The organism is Curtobacterium sp. MCLR17_034 (genome assembly GCF_003234485.1).
GTDB lineage: Bacteria > Actinomycetota > Actinomycetes > Actinomycetales > Microbacteriaceae > Curtobacterium > Curtobacterium flaccumfaciens.
This window is the reverse complement of record NZ_QKTH01000006.1, coordinates 35,937-50,055: the sequence shown is the minus strand read 5'-3', so window position 1 is coordinate 50,055 and position 14,119 is coordinate 35,937. Positions and strand designations below refer to the sequence as shown.

Here is a 14,119-nt window from a genome sequence, read left to right as displayed (position 1 = left end):
CACAGCTGCAACCGAAGGAACGCAATGTCCACTCTGGAAATCCGTGACCTCAAGGTCTCGATCGACACCGATCAGGGCACCAAGGAGATCCTGAAGGGTGTCGACCTCACCATCAACGAGGGCGAGATCCACGCGATCATGGGGCCGAACGGCTCCGGCAAGTCCACCCTGGCGTACACGATCGCCGGTCACCCGCGGTACAACGTCGTCGGTGGCACGATCACCCTCGACGGCGAGGACGTCCTCGCGATGAGCGTCGACGAGCGTGCCCGTGCCGGCATGTTCCTGGCGATGCAGTACCCGGTCGAGATCCCCGGCGTCACGGTGTCGAACTTCCTCCGCACCGCCAAGACGGCGATCGACGGCGAGGCTCCGGCGCTCCGTGGCTGGATCAAGGAACTCCGCCAGTCGATGGCCGACCTGAAGATGGACTCGTCGTTCGCCGAGCGCAACGTCAACGAGGGCTTCTCCGGTGGCGAGAAGAAGCGCCACGAGATCATGCAGCTCGAGCTCCTCAAGCCGAAGTTCGCCGTCCTCGACGAGACCGACTCCGGTCTCGACGTCGACGCGCTGAAGATCGTCTCCGAGGGCGTCAACCGCGCCAAGGCCGCAACCGGCCTCGGTGTACTGCTCATCACGCACTACACGCGCATCCTCCGCTACATCAAGCCGGACTTCGTGCACGTGTTCGTCGCCGGCAAGATCGCGGAGCAGGGCGGCCCCGAGCTCGCCGACCGCCTCGAGAACGAGGGCTACGACCGCTACGTTCAGGTCGCCGCCGCCGAGGCGCAGGCCTGATGATCGCCGCACTCGCTCCCGACAAGTTCGACGAGGTCGTCGAGGGCCTGAAGGAGGTCCAGGACCCGGAGCTCGGCGTGAACATCGTCGACCTCGGCCTGATCTACGACCTCGCCTGGGACGACGACGCCAACGCGCTCGTCATCAGCATGACGCTCACCAGCGCCGGCTGCCCCCTGACCGACGTCATCGAGGGTGACACCGCGAACGCCCTCGACGGCATCGTGGACGCCTTCCGGATCAACTGGGTCTGGATGCCGCCGTGGGGTCCGGAACGGATCACCGACGACGGACGCGAGATGATGCGCGCCCTCGGGTTCGCGATCTAGTCGCGACCCACCACGGACGGGAGGCGCGGTGCCAGCTGGCACCGCGCCTCCCGTCCGTCTGTGCGCACGCCACGCGCGGGGCGCGCCGCCGATCGGTTGTGACCGCCCGCTCACGTTCGCCGCGTGGTCACGTTCCGTCGGCTGACCGCGCGCCAGACGACAGAACGCGACCACTCGGCGTCCGGGCGGCGGGGAGTCGTGACCGACCGACGCCCCAGCCCGGCTCCGCACGGACTCTTCATCCACGCACCGGATACAGAACGGCCCCGCACCGATCGGTGCGGGGCCGTCCTCGTGCGGGGCCTCAGCGGCGGCCGACGGCCTTCCACGCGAGCGGCAGGATGCCGGCGGCGATGAGGGCCTTGGCGATGCCACCGACGATGAACGGGTACAGGCCGGCGGCGAGCACCGACTGGACGTCGTTCGGGGCGCCGAGCTGGCCGAGCGCCACAGCCAGGTACGGAAGGCCGGTCACGAACGGGATCGCGCTCGCGAGCAGCATCGCGACCGCGGCGCGGCCGACGTTGCGGTCCCAGTTGCGACGGGCGAGCCAGCCGACGAGCCCGGCGGCGGGGATGAAGCCGATGACGTACCCGAAGCTCGGCAGGGCCAGGGCCTGCAGGCCGCCCTGCATGTCGGCGAAGAACGGGGCACCCGCGAGTCCGGCGACTGCGTAGACGAGCAGCGAGAGCATGCCGCGGCGTGCGCCGAGGGTCGCGCCGACGAGCACGACGGCCAGCGTCTGCCCGGTGATCGGGACCGGCCACATCGGGACCTCGAGCTGCGCCATCGCGGCGGTGAACAGGGCTCCGCCGGCGACGAGGGCGGCGTCGGTGGCCAGCCCGTGCGTGCGCAGACGGTCGGCGAGGACTGCGCGGGGAGCGAACCCGGTGGCGTTCGTCATGGATTCTCCTAGAATGGACTGCTGGTTCCGTTCGGAACCATCGGTCCCGTCAGCGTAGCGGTGCACCTCACGCACACACCGTTGTGCAAACCCACCAACTGATTGGACGTCCACTGTGCTTGCCGTGCACGAACTCGAGATCCGCGTCGGAGCTCGTCTCCTCATGGAAGACGTGTCCTTCCGTGTCGAGAAGGGCGACAAGATCGGACTCGTCGGCCGCAACGGCGCGGGGAAGACGACGATGACCAAGGCCCTCGCGGGCGAGACGCAGCCGAACGGCGGCACGATCGACCGCGGCGGGGAGATCGGCTACCTGCCGCAGGACCCCCGCTCCGGCGACCCGGAGGAGACCGCGCGGAAGCGCATCCTCGACGCCCGTGGGCTCGGGGAGCTCGTGGAGGGCATCCGCCTCGCGACCCTCGACATGGCGAGCGACGACGCGGCCGTGGCCGAGAAGGCGATGCGGCGCTACAGCCGCCTCGACGACCAGTTCAATGCGCTCGGTGGCTACGCGGCCGAGGCCGAGGCGGCGTCGATCGCCTCGAACCTGAAGCTGCCCGACCGCATCCTCGACCAGCAGCTCAAGACGCTCTCCGGTGGTCAGCGCCGCCGCATCGAACTCGCCCGGATCCTGTTCTCGGACGCCGAGACGATGATCCTCGACGAGCCGACCAACCACCTTGACGCCGACTCCGTCGTGTGGCTCCGCGAACACCTGAAGACCTACCCCGGTGGCGTCATCATCATCTCCCACGACGTCGAGCTCGTCGACGAGGTCGTGAACCGCGTCTTCTACCTGGACGCCAACCGCCAGACCATCGACATCTACAACATGGGCTGGAAGCTGTACCAGCGGCAGCGCGTCGCCGACGAGGAGCGCCGCCGCAAGGAGCGCGCGGGCGCCGAGAAGAAGGCCGCCACGCTCAAGGACCAGGCCGCCCGCTTCGGTGCGAAGGCGTCCAAGGCCGCAGCAGCCCACCAGATGGTCGCGCGTGCCGACAAGCTCCTCGCCGGCCTCGAGGACGAGCGCGTCGCCGACCGGGTCGCGAAGATCCGCTTCCCCACCCCGGCCCCGTGCGGCCGCACTCCGCTGATGGCCGAGGGGCTGTCGAAGTCCTACGGGTCGCTCGAGATCTTCGCGGGTGTCGACCTGGCGATCGACCGCGGTTCGCGCGTGGTCATCCTCGGCTTCAACGGTGCGGGCAAGACGACGCTGCTGCGCATCCTGGCGGGAGCCGACCAGCCCGACACGGGCGAGATCCAGCCCGGTCACGGTCTGCGCATCGGGTACTACGCGCAGGAGCACGAGAACATCGACATCAACCGCACCGTGATCGAGAACATGGTGTCGGCGTCGACGGACCTCAACGAGACCGAGGCCCGGCGGGTGCTCGGTTCGTTCCTGTTCACGGGCGACGACGGCTACAAGAAGGCGGGCGTCCTGTCCGGTGGTGAGAAGACGCGTCTGTCGCTCGCGATGATCGTGGTGTCCGGCGCGAACGTCCTGCTGCTCGACGAGCCGACGAACAACCTGGACCCGGCTTCGCGCGAGGAGATCCTCAACGCCCTGGCCGGCTTCGAGGGGGCGGTCGTCCTGGTGTCCCACGACGCCGGCGCGGTCGAGGCGCTCAACCCCGAGCGCGTCCTGCTGCTGCCGGACGGCACCGAGGACCACTGGAACAAGGACTACGCGGAGCTCATCGAGCTCGCGTAGCCGCCGCGCGTGTGGTCGGGCGAGGCCCGTCCGCACGGTGGGTGTTCGCGGTCTGGTGCGGCGTTGCGTGCTGGGTGGCCGTTTGTGGCGCTGCACGGTGCGCGGAAGCGCGCACGGGGTTGCGAGGTGCGCACGGTGCGGCCGGGAGGCGCGGTGCCGGTCGTGCGTCGCGCCTCCCGTCCGCACGGTGCCGCGTTCGCCATCCGGTGCGGCGTTGCGTGCTGGGTGCCCGTTTGTGGCGCTGCACGGTGCGGGGAAGCGCGCACGGGGTTGCGGGGTGCGCACGGTGCGGCCGGGAGGCGCGGTGCCGGTCGTGCGTCGCGCCTCCCGTCCGCACGGTGCCGCGTTCGCCATCCGGTGCGGGGTTGCGTGCTGGGTGGCCGTTTGTGGCGCTGCACGGTGCGTGGAATCGCGCATGGGGTTGCGGGGTGCGCACGGTGCGGTCTGGAGGCGCGGTGCCGGTCGTGCGTCGCCCCTCCCGTCCGCACGGTGCCCGTTTCGCCATCCGGTGCGGCGTTGCGTGCTGGGTGTCCGCTTGTGGCGCTGCACGGTGCGCGGAAGCGCGCACGGGGTTGCGAGGTGCGCACGGTGCGCTGACGCGCACCCACGGCCGCGCCTCAGCCGCGCCTCAGCCGCGCGTCAGCGACGTGACGCGATGAGCTCGTCCTCGATCTCGGCGTCCGTCTTCGGCTTCGCGTTCTTGCGGCGTTCGCGCTCGAGGGCGCGCTCGCGCTCCTCGGGGTCGTCCTGGTTGAGGTTCCGGTACTCCTGCACCATCACGTACGCCAGGAACCCGAAGCCGCCGGCGGCGAACAGGAACCACTGGATGAAGTAGCTGAGGTGCAGCCCGGTGTCGGCGTTCGGACGCTCCCAGCCGAGCGGGCGGGCTTCGGTCGGGGCGGGGGACTCCGAGGCGAGTTGCCCGTACGCACCGGTCCAGATCGGGTCGTCGACCTTGTTCGCCACGTCAGCCAGGGTCACCGACTGCACCTGGTCGGTGTCCTTCGGGTCGGATCGGCCGGGGATGCGCGGTTCGCTCTGCTGCAGGCGGACGATCGCGGTGACCTCGCCGGACGGGGGAGCGGGCACGTGGTCGGGGGCGTCCTGGGCGTTGCCGGTCGGCACCCACCCGCGGTCGACGATGAAGGCGCGGCCTTCGGACGTGACCAGGGGCGTCAGGACCTCGAACCCGGGCTGCCCGTTGTGCACGCGGTTGCGCACGAGCAGCTGCGAGTCGACGTCGTAGCGGCCGGTCACGGCGACCCGGAGCCACTCCTGCTCGTCCTGCCAGCTCGAGGCCTTCGGCAGCGCCCGGTCGAGGGGGACGGGGGTGTGGTCGTAGTTCTGCGCGACCTGCTCGTTCTGCCGGACGGCCTCGTTGCGGCGGTCCCACTGCCACATGCCGAACAGTGCGCACACGATGGCGAAGGCGACCGCGATCGCGAAGTAGCCGAGCCAGCGGCGGCTCCGGACGAAGCGCCAGCCCACGAACGGTTCGTCGGGGTCCCGACCGGACGAGGCCGACCTGGTGTCGTCGGTCGAGCGGGACTCCGCGGCGGCGCGCTGCAGCTTGGCGGCGTGCTTGCGGCCGTACCGGGACTGCGGGTCGAAGCCGTCGGTCATCGCGAGGTGCCGGTGGAGCGCACCCCGACGTCGTTCTTCGGCGCCGCGGTCGACTCGCGCTCGTCGTCGAGGTGGTCGACGTCCTCGTGCATGCCGGTGACGCGCACCGGGAAGGAGCGGGACCGCAGGTAGTCGGCCAGGAAGTCGCGGTGTTCCTCGCACGCGGCCCAGATCTTCACGCGGTCGATCGCGTGGATCCGGGGATTGCGCCAGTTCACACGCCACCCGGCCGTCGAAACGCAGCCGGCACGCGAGCACACCGGGGTGGATCCGGGTTCGGTCTGCAGGTCGAACGTCGCACCCATCAGCGGGGTCCCCACATCTTCGATCGGTCGCCGTTGCGCTGCCACTCGTCCTGCGCGTGCTGCGCCTGCTGGCGGAGGCGGTCCTGCTCGTCGCGGTAGGCCTGGGCCCGGGCGTCCTCCTGCTGTTCGCGGAGACGCGGGTCGACGGCGTCGTAGAGCTCGATGGATCCGGCGGGGGAGATCATGTCGCTCTCGGTCCGGCTGCCGGCGTTCGCGATGACGACGGCCACCCAGGGGATCACCGCGGCCAGGACGATCGGGATGACCGCGAGCCACGAGTGCCAGATCGAGTACACGAGCACGGCGGAGATGAAGAGGACCACTCGGATGGCCATCTGCCAGACGTAGCGGGACAGGCGGTGCGCCCGGTCCTGCTCCGGTGTGTCCGGCAGCGACGTGATGCTCGTGTGCGTGCTCTTCATACAGATGGTCTCCGTCTACCCGTGGTCAAGCCTAATCCCGCCGGACCGATCGTGGGTGCGCCGCGCGCGAACCGGCGGGGTGGTCCGCTCCGGTACGCTCGTCCGGGCGTGTCCGCCGGGTCCCCGGCACCGCGTGCCGAGCAGATCCCACCGAACGGAGCGACCATGAGCACCCCCCGTACCGTCCTCATCACCGGCGGCAACCGCGGCATCGGCCACGCACTGGCCGAGCGGTTCGTCGCCGCCGGCCACCGGGTCGCCGTGACGTCGCGCAGCGGTCAGGGTGGTCCCGAGGGCGCGCTGACGGTGCAGGCCGACATCACCGACACGGCTTCCGTCGACGCCGCGTTCACGCAGGTCGAGGCCGAGCTCGGTCCGATCGAGGTCCTCGTCGCGAACGCCGGCATCACGAACGACCAGCTGCTCCTCCGCATGTCCGAGGACGACTTCACCAGCGTGGTCGACACGAACCTCACGGGCACCTTCCGCGTCGTCAAGCGCGCCACGAAGGGCATGATGAAGGCCAAGTTCGGCCGCATCGTGCTGATGTCGAGCGTCGTGGGCGCCTACGGCCAGATCGGCCAGGTCAACTACGCGTCCTCGAAGGCCGCCCTGGTCGGCATGGCCCGGTCGATCACGCGCGAGCTCGGCTCGCGCGGCATCACCGCCAACGTCGTCGCGCCCGGCTTCATCCAGACGGACATGACCGCCGCGCTCTCCGACGAGCTGCAGGCCGAGTTCAAGAAGGCGATCCCGGCCGCCCGCTACGGCACGGTCGACGACGTCGCCGACGCCACGCTGTTCCTGGCGAGCGACGGCGCCGGGTACGTCTCCGGTGCGATCATCCCGGTCGACGGCGGCCTCGGGATGGGCCACTAGCCCTCGGACTGATCAGCCGCGCAGGCCGAGCGTCGCGAGCACGGCGGACAGGTCACGGTCGACGACCGCGACGTCCGCCTGCTCCCGCACGCGCGGCTTCGCGTCGAACGCCACCGACAGCGCGGCGACGCGCATCATCTCGAGGTCGTTCGCGCCGTCACCGATCGCGATCGTCCGTGCCGGGTCGACCCCGTCGGCGTCCGCCCACTCGCGGAGCGCGACGGCCTTGGCGTGCGCGTCGACCACGTCGCCGAGCACGCGGCCGGTGAGCACGCCGTCGGTGACCTCGAGGCGGTTCGCCCGGCAGTGGTCGAGGCCGAGCTGCTCGGCGAACGGGTCGAGCACCTCGTGGAACCCGCCCGACACCACGCCGACGGTGCCGCCTGCGGCGTGCACCCCACGGACGAGCTGGTCGGCGCCCCGCGTCACACGGACCGCCTGCTGTGCGCGGACGAAGACGTCTGCCTGGAGGCCCGCAAGCGTCGCGACACGCTCCCGGAGGCTCTCGGCGAAGTCGAGTTCCCCGCGCATGGCGCGCTCCGTGATCGCCGCCACCTGTGGCCGGGTCCCGGCGCTGTCGGCGAGCAGTTCGATCACCTCGTCCTCGAGGAGCGTGGAATCGGCATCGAGGACGACGAGGAAGCGGGGCACGCACCAACGGTACCGACTGACGAAAGGCACGGCCGCGTCCGTGACGCGAGCCGTGCCTCCAGGCCGTCCGTCCGGGGCTGCGCCCCGGGTGTCTGCTTCCTTACGCGGCGTGCCTATGCGTCGACGCGGACGCCCTTGCCGACCCATGGGCGGAGCCCGGACTCGGTGACGGATCAGGCGTCGACGCGGACGCCCTTGCCGACCACGGTGATCCCCGACTCGGTGACGGTGAAGCCGCGTGCCTCGTCGGCCTCGCGGTCGACGCCGACCTGCGCGCCCGGTGCGATGACGACGTCCTTGTCGAGGATGGCGCGGTTGACGACCGCGCCGGCGCCGATGGTGGCGCGCTCGAACACGATCGAGTCGAGGACCTTTGCGCCGGAGTCGATCGAGCACCAGGGCCCGATCATGCTGCGCTCGACCTGCGCACCCGACACCAGGCAGCCGAGCGACACGAGCGAGTCCACCGTGGACCCGGTGTTTCCGTTCGCGTCGCGGACGAACTTCGCCGGCGGCAGGTTCGTCTGCTGGTTGAAGATCGGCCAGTCCTGGTTGTACAGGTTGAAGACCGGGACCGGGGCGATGAGGTCCATGTGGGCGTCGAAGAACGAGTCGATCGTGCCCACGTCGCGCCAGTAGTACTTGTCGCGGTCGGTGGAACCGGGGACCTCGTTGCGCTGCAGGTCGTACACGCCGGCGTCGCCGCGGTTGACGAAGTCGGGGACGATGTCGCCGCCCATGTCGTGCGCGGACGTCTCGAGCTGGCCGTCCCGCAGGACCGCGTCGACGAGGGCGTCCGCGTTGAACACGTAGTTGCCCATCGAGGCCAGGATCTCGCCGGGGGAGTCGGCCAGGCCGACGGCGTCCTTCGGCTTCTCGAGGAACGCCTCGATCTTCGTGGGGTCGTCGTCGGCCACCTGGATCACGCCGAACTGGTCGGCGAGCCCGATCGGCTGACGGATCGCCGCCACCGTGGCACTGCGGCCGGAGGCGATGTGCGCCTCGACCATCTGGTGGAAGTCCATCCGGTACACGTGGTCCGCACCGACGACGACCACGATGTCGGGGCGTTCGTCGCGCAGCAGGTTGAGCGACTGCAGGATCGCGTCGGCCGAGCCGGCGAACCAGCGCTTGCCGAGCCGCTGCTGCGCGGGGACGGACGCGACGTAGGAGCCGAGCAGCCCCTCCATGCGCCACGTCTCCGCGACGTGCCGGTCGAGACTGTGCGACTTGTACTGGGTCAGGACGACGATCTTCTGCAGACCGGAGTTGACCAGGTTCGACAGTGCGAAGTCGATGAGACGGAAGTTGCCGCCGAACGGGACGGCGGGCTTCGCGCGATCGGCCGTGAGCGGCATGAGTCGTTTGCCCTCGCCGCCGGCGAGCACGATGCCGAAGACCTTCTTTGGTGCCATGCCGCTCACAGTAGGCGTCAGCACTGGGAACCGGTTACGTTGAACCAGTGCGAGTCGATCTGCTGACCAGGGAGTATCCGCCGGAGGTCTACGGCGGAGCGGGTGTCCACGTGTCCGAACTCACCGCCGCGTTGCGGTCGGGGACGGACACGGAAGTCCGTGTCCGGGCCTTCGGGGCCTTCCGTGACGAACCCGACGTGTGGGGCTACCGGACCCCGGACGGCCTCGGCCAGGCGAACGGCGCGCTGCAGGCCCTCGGCACCGACGTGGCCATCGCGGCCGACGTCGAGGGTGCCGACCTCGTGCACTCGCACACCTGGTACGCGAACTCCGCGGGCCGGATCGCGCAGCTGACCTACGGCATCCCCCACATCGTGACCGCCCACAGCCTCGAGCCCCTCCGCCCGTGGAAGGCCGAGCAGCTCGGCGGCGGCTACCGCCTGTCCAGCTGGATGGAGCGCGAGGCGTTCGAACACGCCGACGGCGTCATCGCGGTCTCGAAGGCCATGCGTGCGGACATCCTGCGTTCGTACCCGTCGATCGACCCCGCGAAGGTCCACGTCGTCTACAACGGCATCGACATCGACGCGTGGAAGCCGACCGTCGACGAGGACGCCGTGCGCGCCCTCGGCATCGACCCGACGCGCCCGAGCGTCGTGTTCGTCGGACGCATCACCCGCCAGAAGGGCCTGCCGTACCTGCTCCGCGCCGTGGCGTCGCTGCCGTCGGACGTGCAGATCGTGCTGTGCGCCGGCGCGCCGGACACCCCCGAGATCCTGGCCGAGGTCACCGAGCTCGTCGAGGGCCTCCGCGCGGAACGTGAAGGCGTCGTCTGGATCGACCGGATGCTCGCGCACGAGGAGATCGTGAACGTGCTGTCCTCGGGCACCGTGTTCGTGTGCCCGTCGGTCTACGAGCCGCTCGGCATCGTGAACCTCGAGGCCATGGCGTGCGGCATCCCGGTCGTCGGCACCGGCACCGGGGGCATCCCCGAGGTCGTCGCCGACGGGCTCACCGGTCGCATCGTCCCGATCGACCAGGTGCAGGACGGCACCGGCACCCCGACCGACCCCGACCGCTTCGTGGCCGACCTCGCCGCGACCCTGACCGAGGTGCTCGCCGACGAGGGGCTGGCGAAGCTCATGGGACGCGCCGGACGGCTCCGTGTCGAGACCGAGTTCACCTGGGACGCGATCGCCACCAGGACACGGCAGGTCTACGACCGGGTGCTCGGCCAGAACCCGTAGGCTGGTCGCATGCCCTCGGTCGTGCGCTTGTCAGACGTCTCCGTGGTCCGCAACGGGGCCACCATCCTCGACGCGATCTCGTGGGAGGTGCAGGACGACGAACGCTGGGTCGTGCTCGGCGCGAACGGCGCCGGCAAGACCACGCTGCTGCAGGTCGCCGGCGCCCAGACGTTCCCGACCTCGGGTGACGTCGAGGTGCTCGGGACCGAACTCGGCGGTGCCGACCTGTTCGAGCTCCGCCCGCGCATCGGCTTCGCGTCGACCGCGCTGGCCCGTCGCATCCCGGTGACCGAGAAGGTCATCGACGTCGTGCTCACCGCGGCGTACTCGGTCACGGGCCGCTGGAACGAGGAGTACGAGGAGCTCGACGTCCGCCGTGCGCAGCGCGTGCTCGAGGAGTGGGGCCTGGGGTCCTTCACCGACCGCACGTTCGGCGACCTGAGCGACGGCGAGCAGAAGCGCGTGCAGATCGCCCGTGCCGTGATGACCGACCCGGAGATCCTGTTCCTCGACGAACCGGCCGCGTCGCTCGACCTCGGTGCCCGTGAGAGCCTCGTCCGCACTCTCGGCGGCTACGCCCAGAGCGCGGACTCGCCGGCCATCGTCATCGTGACCCACCACGTCGAGGAGATCCCGGCCGGGTTCACCCACGCGCTCGTCCTCGCCGACGGCCACGTGCAGGCCGCAGGCCCCATCGACGAGGTCCTGACGGACCACACCCTGACCGAGGCGTTCGGCATCGACCTCTCCGTCACCAAGGACGCCGGTCGCTACACGGCACGCGCCGCGTAGCGCTGCGATCCCGCCGTCTCTCTGGTATCGTGGACGGCTGGCGCAAGCCGACGACTTCCCGCGCAGTTCGCGCAATCCCATCACCGCTATCGAGGAATCTCCATGAAGACCGACACCCACCCCGAGTACCGCGCCATCGTCTTCCGCGACCTGGCCTCCGGTGAGACGTTCCTGACGCGTTCGACCGCGAACAGCGACAAGACCATCGAGCTCGACGGTGCGACCTACCCGGTCATCGACGTCGAGATCTCGTCCGCTTCGCACCCGTTCTACACGGGCAAGCAGCGCATCCTCGACTCGGCCGGTCGCGTCGAGAAGTTCAACCAGCGCTTCAAGGGATTCAGCAAGTAAGCAGCCCCCACGCAACGCCCACGGGCGGTCCTCCTCCGGGAGGGCCGCCCGTTCGCGTTGTGCGGCGTTTCCGGCCGGCGCTGTACTCGGACACAAGACACCGGTGTTCACGCGTCACACCGCGGTCTGCGGGTGTTCGGCGCGCGGACACCGGTGCTGTGCGAGGGGCAGGGCGAGGTCAAGCGCCGTTGCGGTGGGGCCAGCGGCCGTCGGCGGTGAACGTCGGGTCGCGCTTCTTGCGCATGTAGTCCTGGAACGAGGTGGCCTGCTCGGCGCACCAGCCGACCTGCTTGCGGTGGAGTTCCTCGGCGGAGATGCCGAGCTCGTCCGGGTACTTGCCCGCGATGGCCTGGGCGACACGCCCGGCAGCGATCGCGTCGGCTCCGGCGTCGTGGGCGTCGTCGAGCGTGACGCCGTAGAGCTCGGACGCGGCCTCGAGCGTGCGCTTGCCCTTGCGGAAGGTGTCGAGCGCCTTGTCGATCACCAGCGGGTCGACGACGTTGCCGATGACGGGGGAGGCGAACCCGTGCCGCTTCGCTTCGCGGTCGAGGACGGTGAGGTCGTACGGGGCGTTGTAGATCACCAGGGGGATGCCCCGGGCGAACACGGCCTCGATCGCGGCGATGATCTCGGCGACGACCTCGGCCGCAGGGCGTCCCTCGGCCTGGGCACGCTCAGTGGTGTAGCCGTGCACGGCGGCGGCGCCCTCCGGGATCGGGACGCCGGGGTCCGCGATCCAGGCACCCTCGACGATGGAGGCCCCGGTCATGTCGATGAGCCCGACGTGGGCGGTGACGATGCGGGCCGTCTCGACGTCGACCCCGGTGGTCTCGAGGTCGAAGACGCCCAGCGCGTGCCACCAGGGCCGACCCGTGAGGTCCTGGGACGGAGCGGGCGCGTCGAGCTGTGCTGTGGGGAACGTCACGCGGTCAGGCTAACGGGACGCACCGACACCCCCGACTACCGGGTCGGCGCGCCGACGTGCAGCCAGTAGAACGACTGCGTGCCCATGGTGAGCGTGACGGTGCCGTCCTCGTCGAACGACGGGAACGAGCTGCCGCCGAACAGGTCGTAGAGCGGGCGCCCCGCGAACTCCGGAGCGGAGATCGTGACCGAGGTCGGGTTCGTCGCGAACGAGAACACGCACAGGACGTCCTCGGCGGAGGGGCCGAACTGCTGGCCGGAGCCCTCCCACGAGCGGACGAAGGCGAGCACCGAGTCGTTCGAGGTCTCCTGCACGTGCAGGGACCCGAGGCCGAACACCGGGTGGGCCTTGCGCGTGTGGATGACGTTCCGGACCCAGTGCAGCAGCGAGCGCGACTGGGCGAGCTGCGCCTCGACGTTCACCTGCGCGTAGTTGTACACGAGCGACTGCACGACGGGCAGGTAGAGCTTGCCCGGGTCGGCGGTGGAGAAGCCGGCGTTGCGGTCCGGCGTCCACTGCATCGGCGTGCGCGACGAGTCGCGGTCCGGCAGCCAGATGTTGTCGCCCATCCCGATCTCGTCGCCGTAGTACAGGAACGGCGAACCGGGCAGCGAGAACAGCAGCGCGTGGATGAGCTCGAGCTCGGCGCGCGAGTTGTCGAGCAGGGGAGCGAGACGTCGGCGGATACCGATGTTCGAGCGCATCCGCGGGTCGTAGCCGTACCAGCCGTACATCGCCTGCCGGTACTCCTCGCTGACCATCTCGAGCGTGAGCTCGTCGTGGTTGCGGAGGAAGACGCCCCACGCGGCGCTGGCCGGCACGTCGAGGGTCTCGGACAGGATCGCCTTGAGCTCGGCGGCGTGCTGGGCGCGGAGCGAGTAGAAGATGCGCGGCATCACCGGGAAGTCGAACGCCATGTGGCACTCGGGCTCCTCGTCGGTGCCGAAGAACGCCGCCGTCTCGCGCGGCCACTGGTTGGCCTCGGCCAGGAGCACACGGCCGGGGTACTCGTCGTCGACCATCGCGCGGAGCTTCTTGATGAACTCGTGGGTCTCCGGCTCGCCCTCGCCGTTGCCCTCCTCCGACTCGAACAGGTACGGGATCGCGTCGAGCCGGAGCCCGTCGACGCCCATGTCGAGCCAGTGCCGGACGACGTCGTAGATCGCCTCGATGACCGCGGGGTTCTCGAAGTTCAGGTCCGGCTGGTGCGAGAAGAAGCGGTGGAAGAAGAACTGGCGTCGGACCGGGTCGAAGGTCCAGTTGGACTCCTCGGTGTCGACGAAGATGATGCGGATGTTGGAGTAGTCCTCGTCCGTGTCCCGCCAGACGTAGAAGTCGCCGTAGGGGCCGTCCGGGTCCTCGCGGGACTGCTGGAACCACTCGTGCTGGTCGCTGGTGTGGTTGATCACCATGTCGATCACGATGCGCATGTTCCGCTCGTGCGACTTCGTCACGAGCTCGCGGAAGTCGTCGAGCGTGCCGAACTCCGGCAGGATCGCCCGGTAGTCGGCGATGTCGTACCCGCCGTCGCGCATCGGCGACTGGAAGAACGGCGGCAGCCACAGGGCGTCCACGCCGAGCCACTGCAGGTAGTCGAGCTTGCCGATCACGCCCTGGATGTCGCCGATGCCGTCTCCGTTGGAGTCGACGAACGACCGGATCATGCACTCGTAGAAGACCGAGCGCTTGTACCACTGCGGGTCGAGCGTCAGGCCGGGCAGCTGGATCGGGGCTGTGAAGGTCACCGTGCTCCTCGTCGTCATC

General features: G+C 69.9%; 15 protein-coding genes. 7 read left to right on the top strand and 8 right to left on the bottom strand.

The features are described from left to right. The first annotated feature begins 24 nt into the window (after window positions 1-24). Window positions 25-798: a Fe-S cluster assembly ATPase SufC gene (sufC, locus tag DEI98_RS08420; RefSeq protein ID WP_071403760.1), complete on the top strand. Its 774-nt coding sequence runs from the start codon at window positions 25-27 to the stop codon at window positions 796-798. Further along, the gene (locus DEI98_RS08415) at window positions 798-1,127 is read left to right on the top strand and encodes a metal-sulfur cluster assembly factor (protein ID WP_017887270.1); all 330 of its coding nucleotides are present in this window, start codon (window positions 798-800) and stop codon (window positions 1,125-1,127) included. The genes sufC and DEI98_RS08415 overlap by 1 nt, the downstream gene beginning before the upstream one ends. 304 nt (window positions 1,128-1,431) lie before the next feature. Here DEI98_RS08415 and DEI98_RS08410 read toward each other — a convergent pair whose 3' ends face one another. Next, window positions 1,432-2,031, bottom strand: coding sequence for a biotin transporter BioY (locus DEI98_RS08410; RefSeq protein WP_071403761.1), 600 nt, complete (start codon window positions 2,029-2,031; stop codon window positions 1,432-1,434). 115 nt (window positions 2,032-2,146) lie between these two features. On the opposite strand from DEI98_RS08410, the gene DEI98_RS08405 reads away from it, so the two are divergent. Next, the gene (locus tag DEI98_RS08405) at window positions 2,147-3,745 is read left to right on the top strand and encodes an ABC-F family ATP-binding cassette domain-containing protein (protein ID WP_071403762.1); all 1,599 of its coding nucleotides are present in this window, start codon (window positions 2,147-2,149) and stop codon (window positions 3,743-3,745) included. A gap of 639 nt (window positions 3,746-4,384) precedes the next feature. On the opposite strand, the gene DEI98_RS08400 is transcribed toward DEI98_RS08405, so the two are convergent. The 3 genes from DEI98_RS08400 to DEI98_RS08390 are packed head-to-tail and all read right to left on the bottom strand — an operon-like array spanning window position 4,385 to window position 6,095. After that, window positions 4,385-5,368 (bottom strand): SURF1 family protein, encoded by a 984-nt coding sequence (locus tag DEI98_RS08400; RefSeq protein WP_111100492.1) that lies wholly within the window; start codon window positions 5,366-5,368, stop codon window positions 4,385-4,387. Then, window positions 5,365-5,673, bottom strand: a complete 309-nt coding sequence (locus tag DEI98_RS08395) for a hypothetical protein (RefSeq protein ID WP_371830589.1) — start codon at window positions 5,671-5,673, stop codon at window positions 5,365-5,367. Before DEI98_RS08395 ends, DEI98_RS08400 begins: the two co-directional genes overlap by 4 nt. Further along, window positions 5,673-6,095: a DUF3099 domain-containing protein gene (locus DEI98_RS08390; RefSeq protein ID WP_051596733.1), complete on the bottom strand. Its 423-nt coding sequence runs from the start codon at window positions 6,093-6,095 to the stop codon at window positions 5,673-5,675. The genes DEI98_RS08395 and DEI98_RS08390 overlap by 1 nt, the downstream gene beginning before the upstream one ends. A gap of 165 nt (window positions 6,096-6,260) precedes the next feature. Here DEI98_RS08390 and fabG point away from each other — a divergent pair, with 165 nt between their 5' ends. Next, a complete protein-coding gene (gene fabG, locus DEI98_RS08385) occupies window positions 6,261-6,974 on the top strand; it encodes a 3-oxoacyl-ACP reductase FabG (RefSeq protein WP_027465673.1) in 714 nt (237 codons plus the stop codon). Between the two features lie 12 nt (window positions 6,975-6,986). Here the strand turns inward: fabG and serB are convergent, their stop codons facing one another. Beyond that, the gene (gene serB, locus DEI98_RS08380) at window positions 6,987-7,625 is read right to left on the bottom strand and encodes a phosphoserine phosphatase SerB (protein ID WP_111039106.1); all 639 of its coding nucleotides are present in this window, start codon (window positions 7,623-7,625) and stop codon (window positions 6,987-6,989) included. Between the two features lie 173 nt (window positions 7,626-7,798). Beyond that, window positions 7,799-9,040 (bottom strand): glucose-1-phosphate adenylyltransferase, encoded by a 1,242-nt coding sequence (locus DEI98_RS08375; RefSeq protein WP_111046381.1) that lies wholly within the window; start codon window positions 9,038-9,040, stop codon window positions 7,799-7,801. Between the two features lie 47 nt (window positions 9,041-9,087). Here DEI98_RS08375 and glgA point away from each other — a divergent pair, with 47 nt between their 5' ends. From glgA to DEI98_RS08360, 3 genes are all read left to right on the top strand, one after another. Then, window positions 9,088-10,287 carry a glycogen synthase gene (gene glgA, locus DEI98_RS08370; protein ID WP_071403766.1) on the top strand — a complete coding sequence of 400 codons (1,200 nt, stop codon included), beginning with the start codon at window positions 9,088-9,090 and terminating at the stop codon, window positions 10,285-10,287. A 9-nt stretch (window positions 10,288-10,296) separates the two neighbouring features. Next, on the top strand, window positions 10,297-11,079 hold the full coding sequence (locus DEI98_RS08365; protein ID WP_111100491.1) for an ABC transporter ATP-binding protein: 783 nt from the start codon (window positions 10,297-10,299) through the stop codon (window positions 11,077-11,079). A 102-nt stretch (window positions 11,080-11,181) separates the two neighbouring features. After that, window positions 11,182-11,430 (top strand): type B 50S ribosomal protein L31, encoded by a 249-nt coding sequence (locus DEI98_RS08360; protein ID WP_017887280.1) that lies wholly within the window; start codon window positions 11,182-11,184, stop codon window positions 11,428-11,430. Between the two features lie 178 nt (window positions 11,431-11,608). Here DEI98_RS08360 and DEI98_RS08355 read toward each other — a convergent pair whose 3' ends face one another. Both DEI98_RS08355 and treS read right to left on the bottom strand, forming a co-directional pair. Beyond that, window positions 11,609-12,355, bottom strand: coding sequence for a 3'-5' exonuclease (locus tag DEI98_RS08355; RefSeq protein WP_111223637.1), 747 nt, complete (start codon window positions 12,353-12,355; stop codon window positions 11,609-11,611). Between the two features lie 35 nt (window positions 12,356-12,390). After that, a complete protein-coding gene (gene treS / locus DEI98_RS08350; protein WP_071403984.1) occupies window positions 12,391-14,100 on the bottom strand; it encodes a maltose alpha-D-glucosyltransferase in 1,710 nt (569 codons plus the stop codon). Between the last annotated feature and the right edge of the window lie 19 nt (window positions 14,101-14,119).

Excerpts from the sequence above, each read along its gene's own strand:
- DEI98_RS08410 (WP_071403761.1), bottom strand. The coding sequence starts at position 2,031 with ATGACGAACGCCACCGGGTTCGCTCCCCGCGCAGTCCTCGCCGACCGT.
- DEI98_RS08375 (WP_111046381.1), bottom strand. The coding sequence starts at position 9,040 with ATGGCACCAAAGAAGGTCTTCGGCATCGTGCTCGCCGGCGGCGAGGGC.
- DEI98_RS08365 (WP_111100491.1), top strand. The coding sequence starts at position 10,297 with ATGCCCTCGGTCGTGCGCTTGTCAGACGTCTCCGTGGTCCGCAACGGG.
- sufC (WP_071403760.1), top strand. The coding sequence starts at position 25 with ATGTCCACTCTGGAAATCCGTGACCTCAAGGTCTCGATCGACACCGAT.
- DEI98_RS08395 (WP_371830589.1), bottom strand. The coding sequence starts at position 5,673 with ATGGGTGCGACGTTCGACCTGCAGACCGAACCCGGATCCACCCCGGTG.
- DEI98_RS08415 (WP_017887270.1), top strand. The coding sequence starts at position 798 with ATGATCGCCGCACTCGCTCCCGACAAGTTCGACGAGGTCGTCGAGGGC.
- fabG (WP_027465673.1), top strand. The coding sequence starts at position 6,261 with ATGAGCACCCCCCGTACCGTCCTCATCACCGGCGGCAACCGCGGCATC.
- DEI98_RS08390 (WP_051596733.1), bottom strand. The coding sequence starts at position 6,095 with ATGAAGAGCACGCACACGAGCATCACGTCGCTGCCGGACACACCGGAG.
- DEI98_RS08360 (WP_017887280.1), top strand. The coding sequence starts at position 11,182 with ATGAAGACCGACACCCACCCCGAGTACCGCGCCATCGTCTTCCGCGAC.
- DEI98_RS08400 (WP_111100492.1), bottom strand. The coding sequence starts at position 5,368 with ATGACCGACGGCTTCGACCCGCAGTCCCGGTACGGCCGCAAGCACGCC.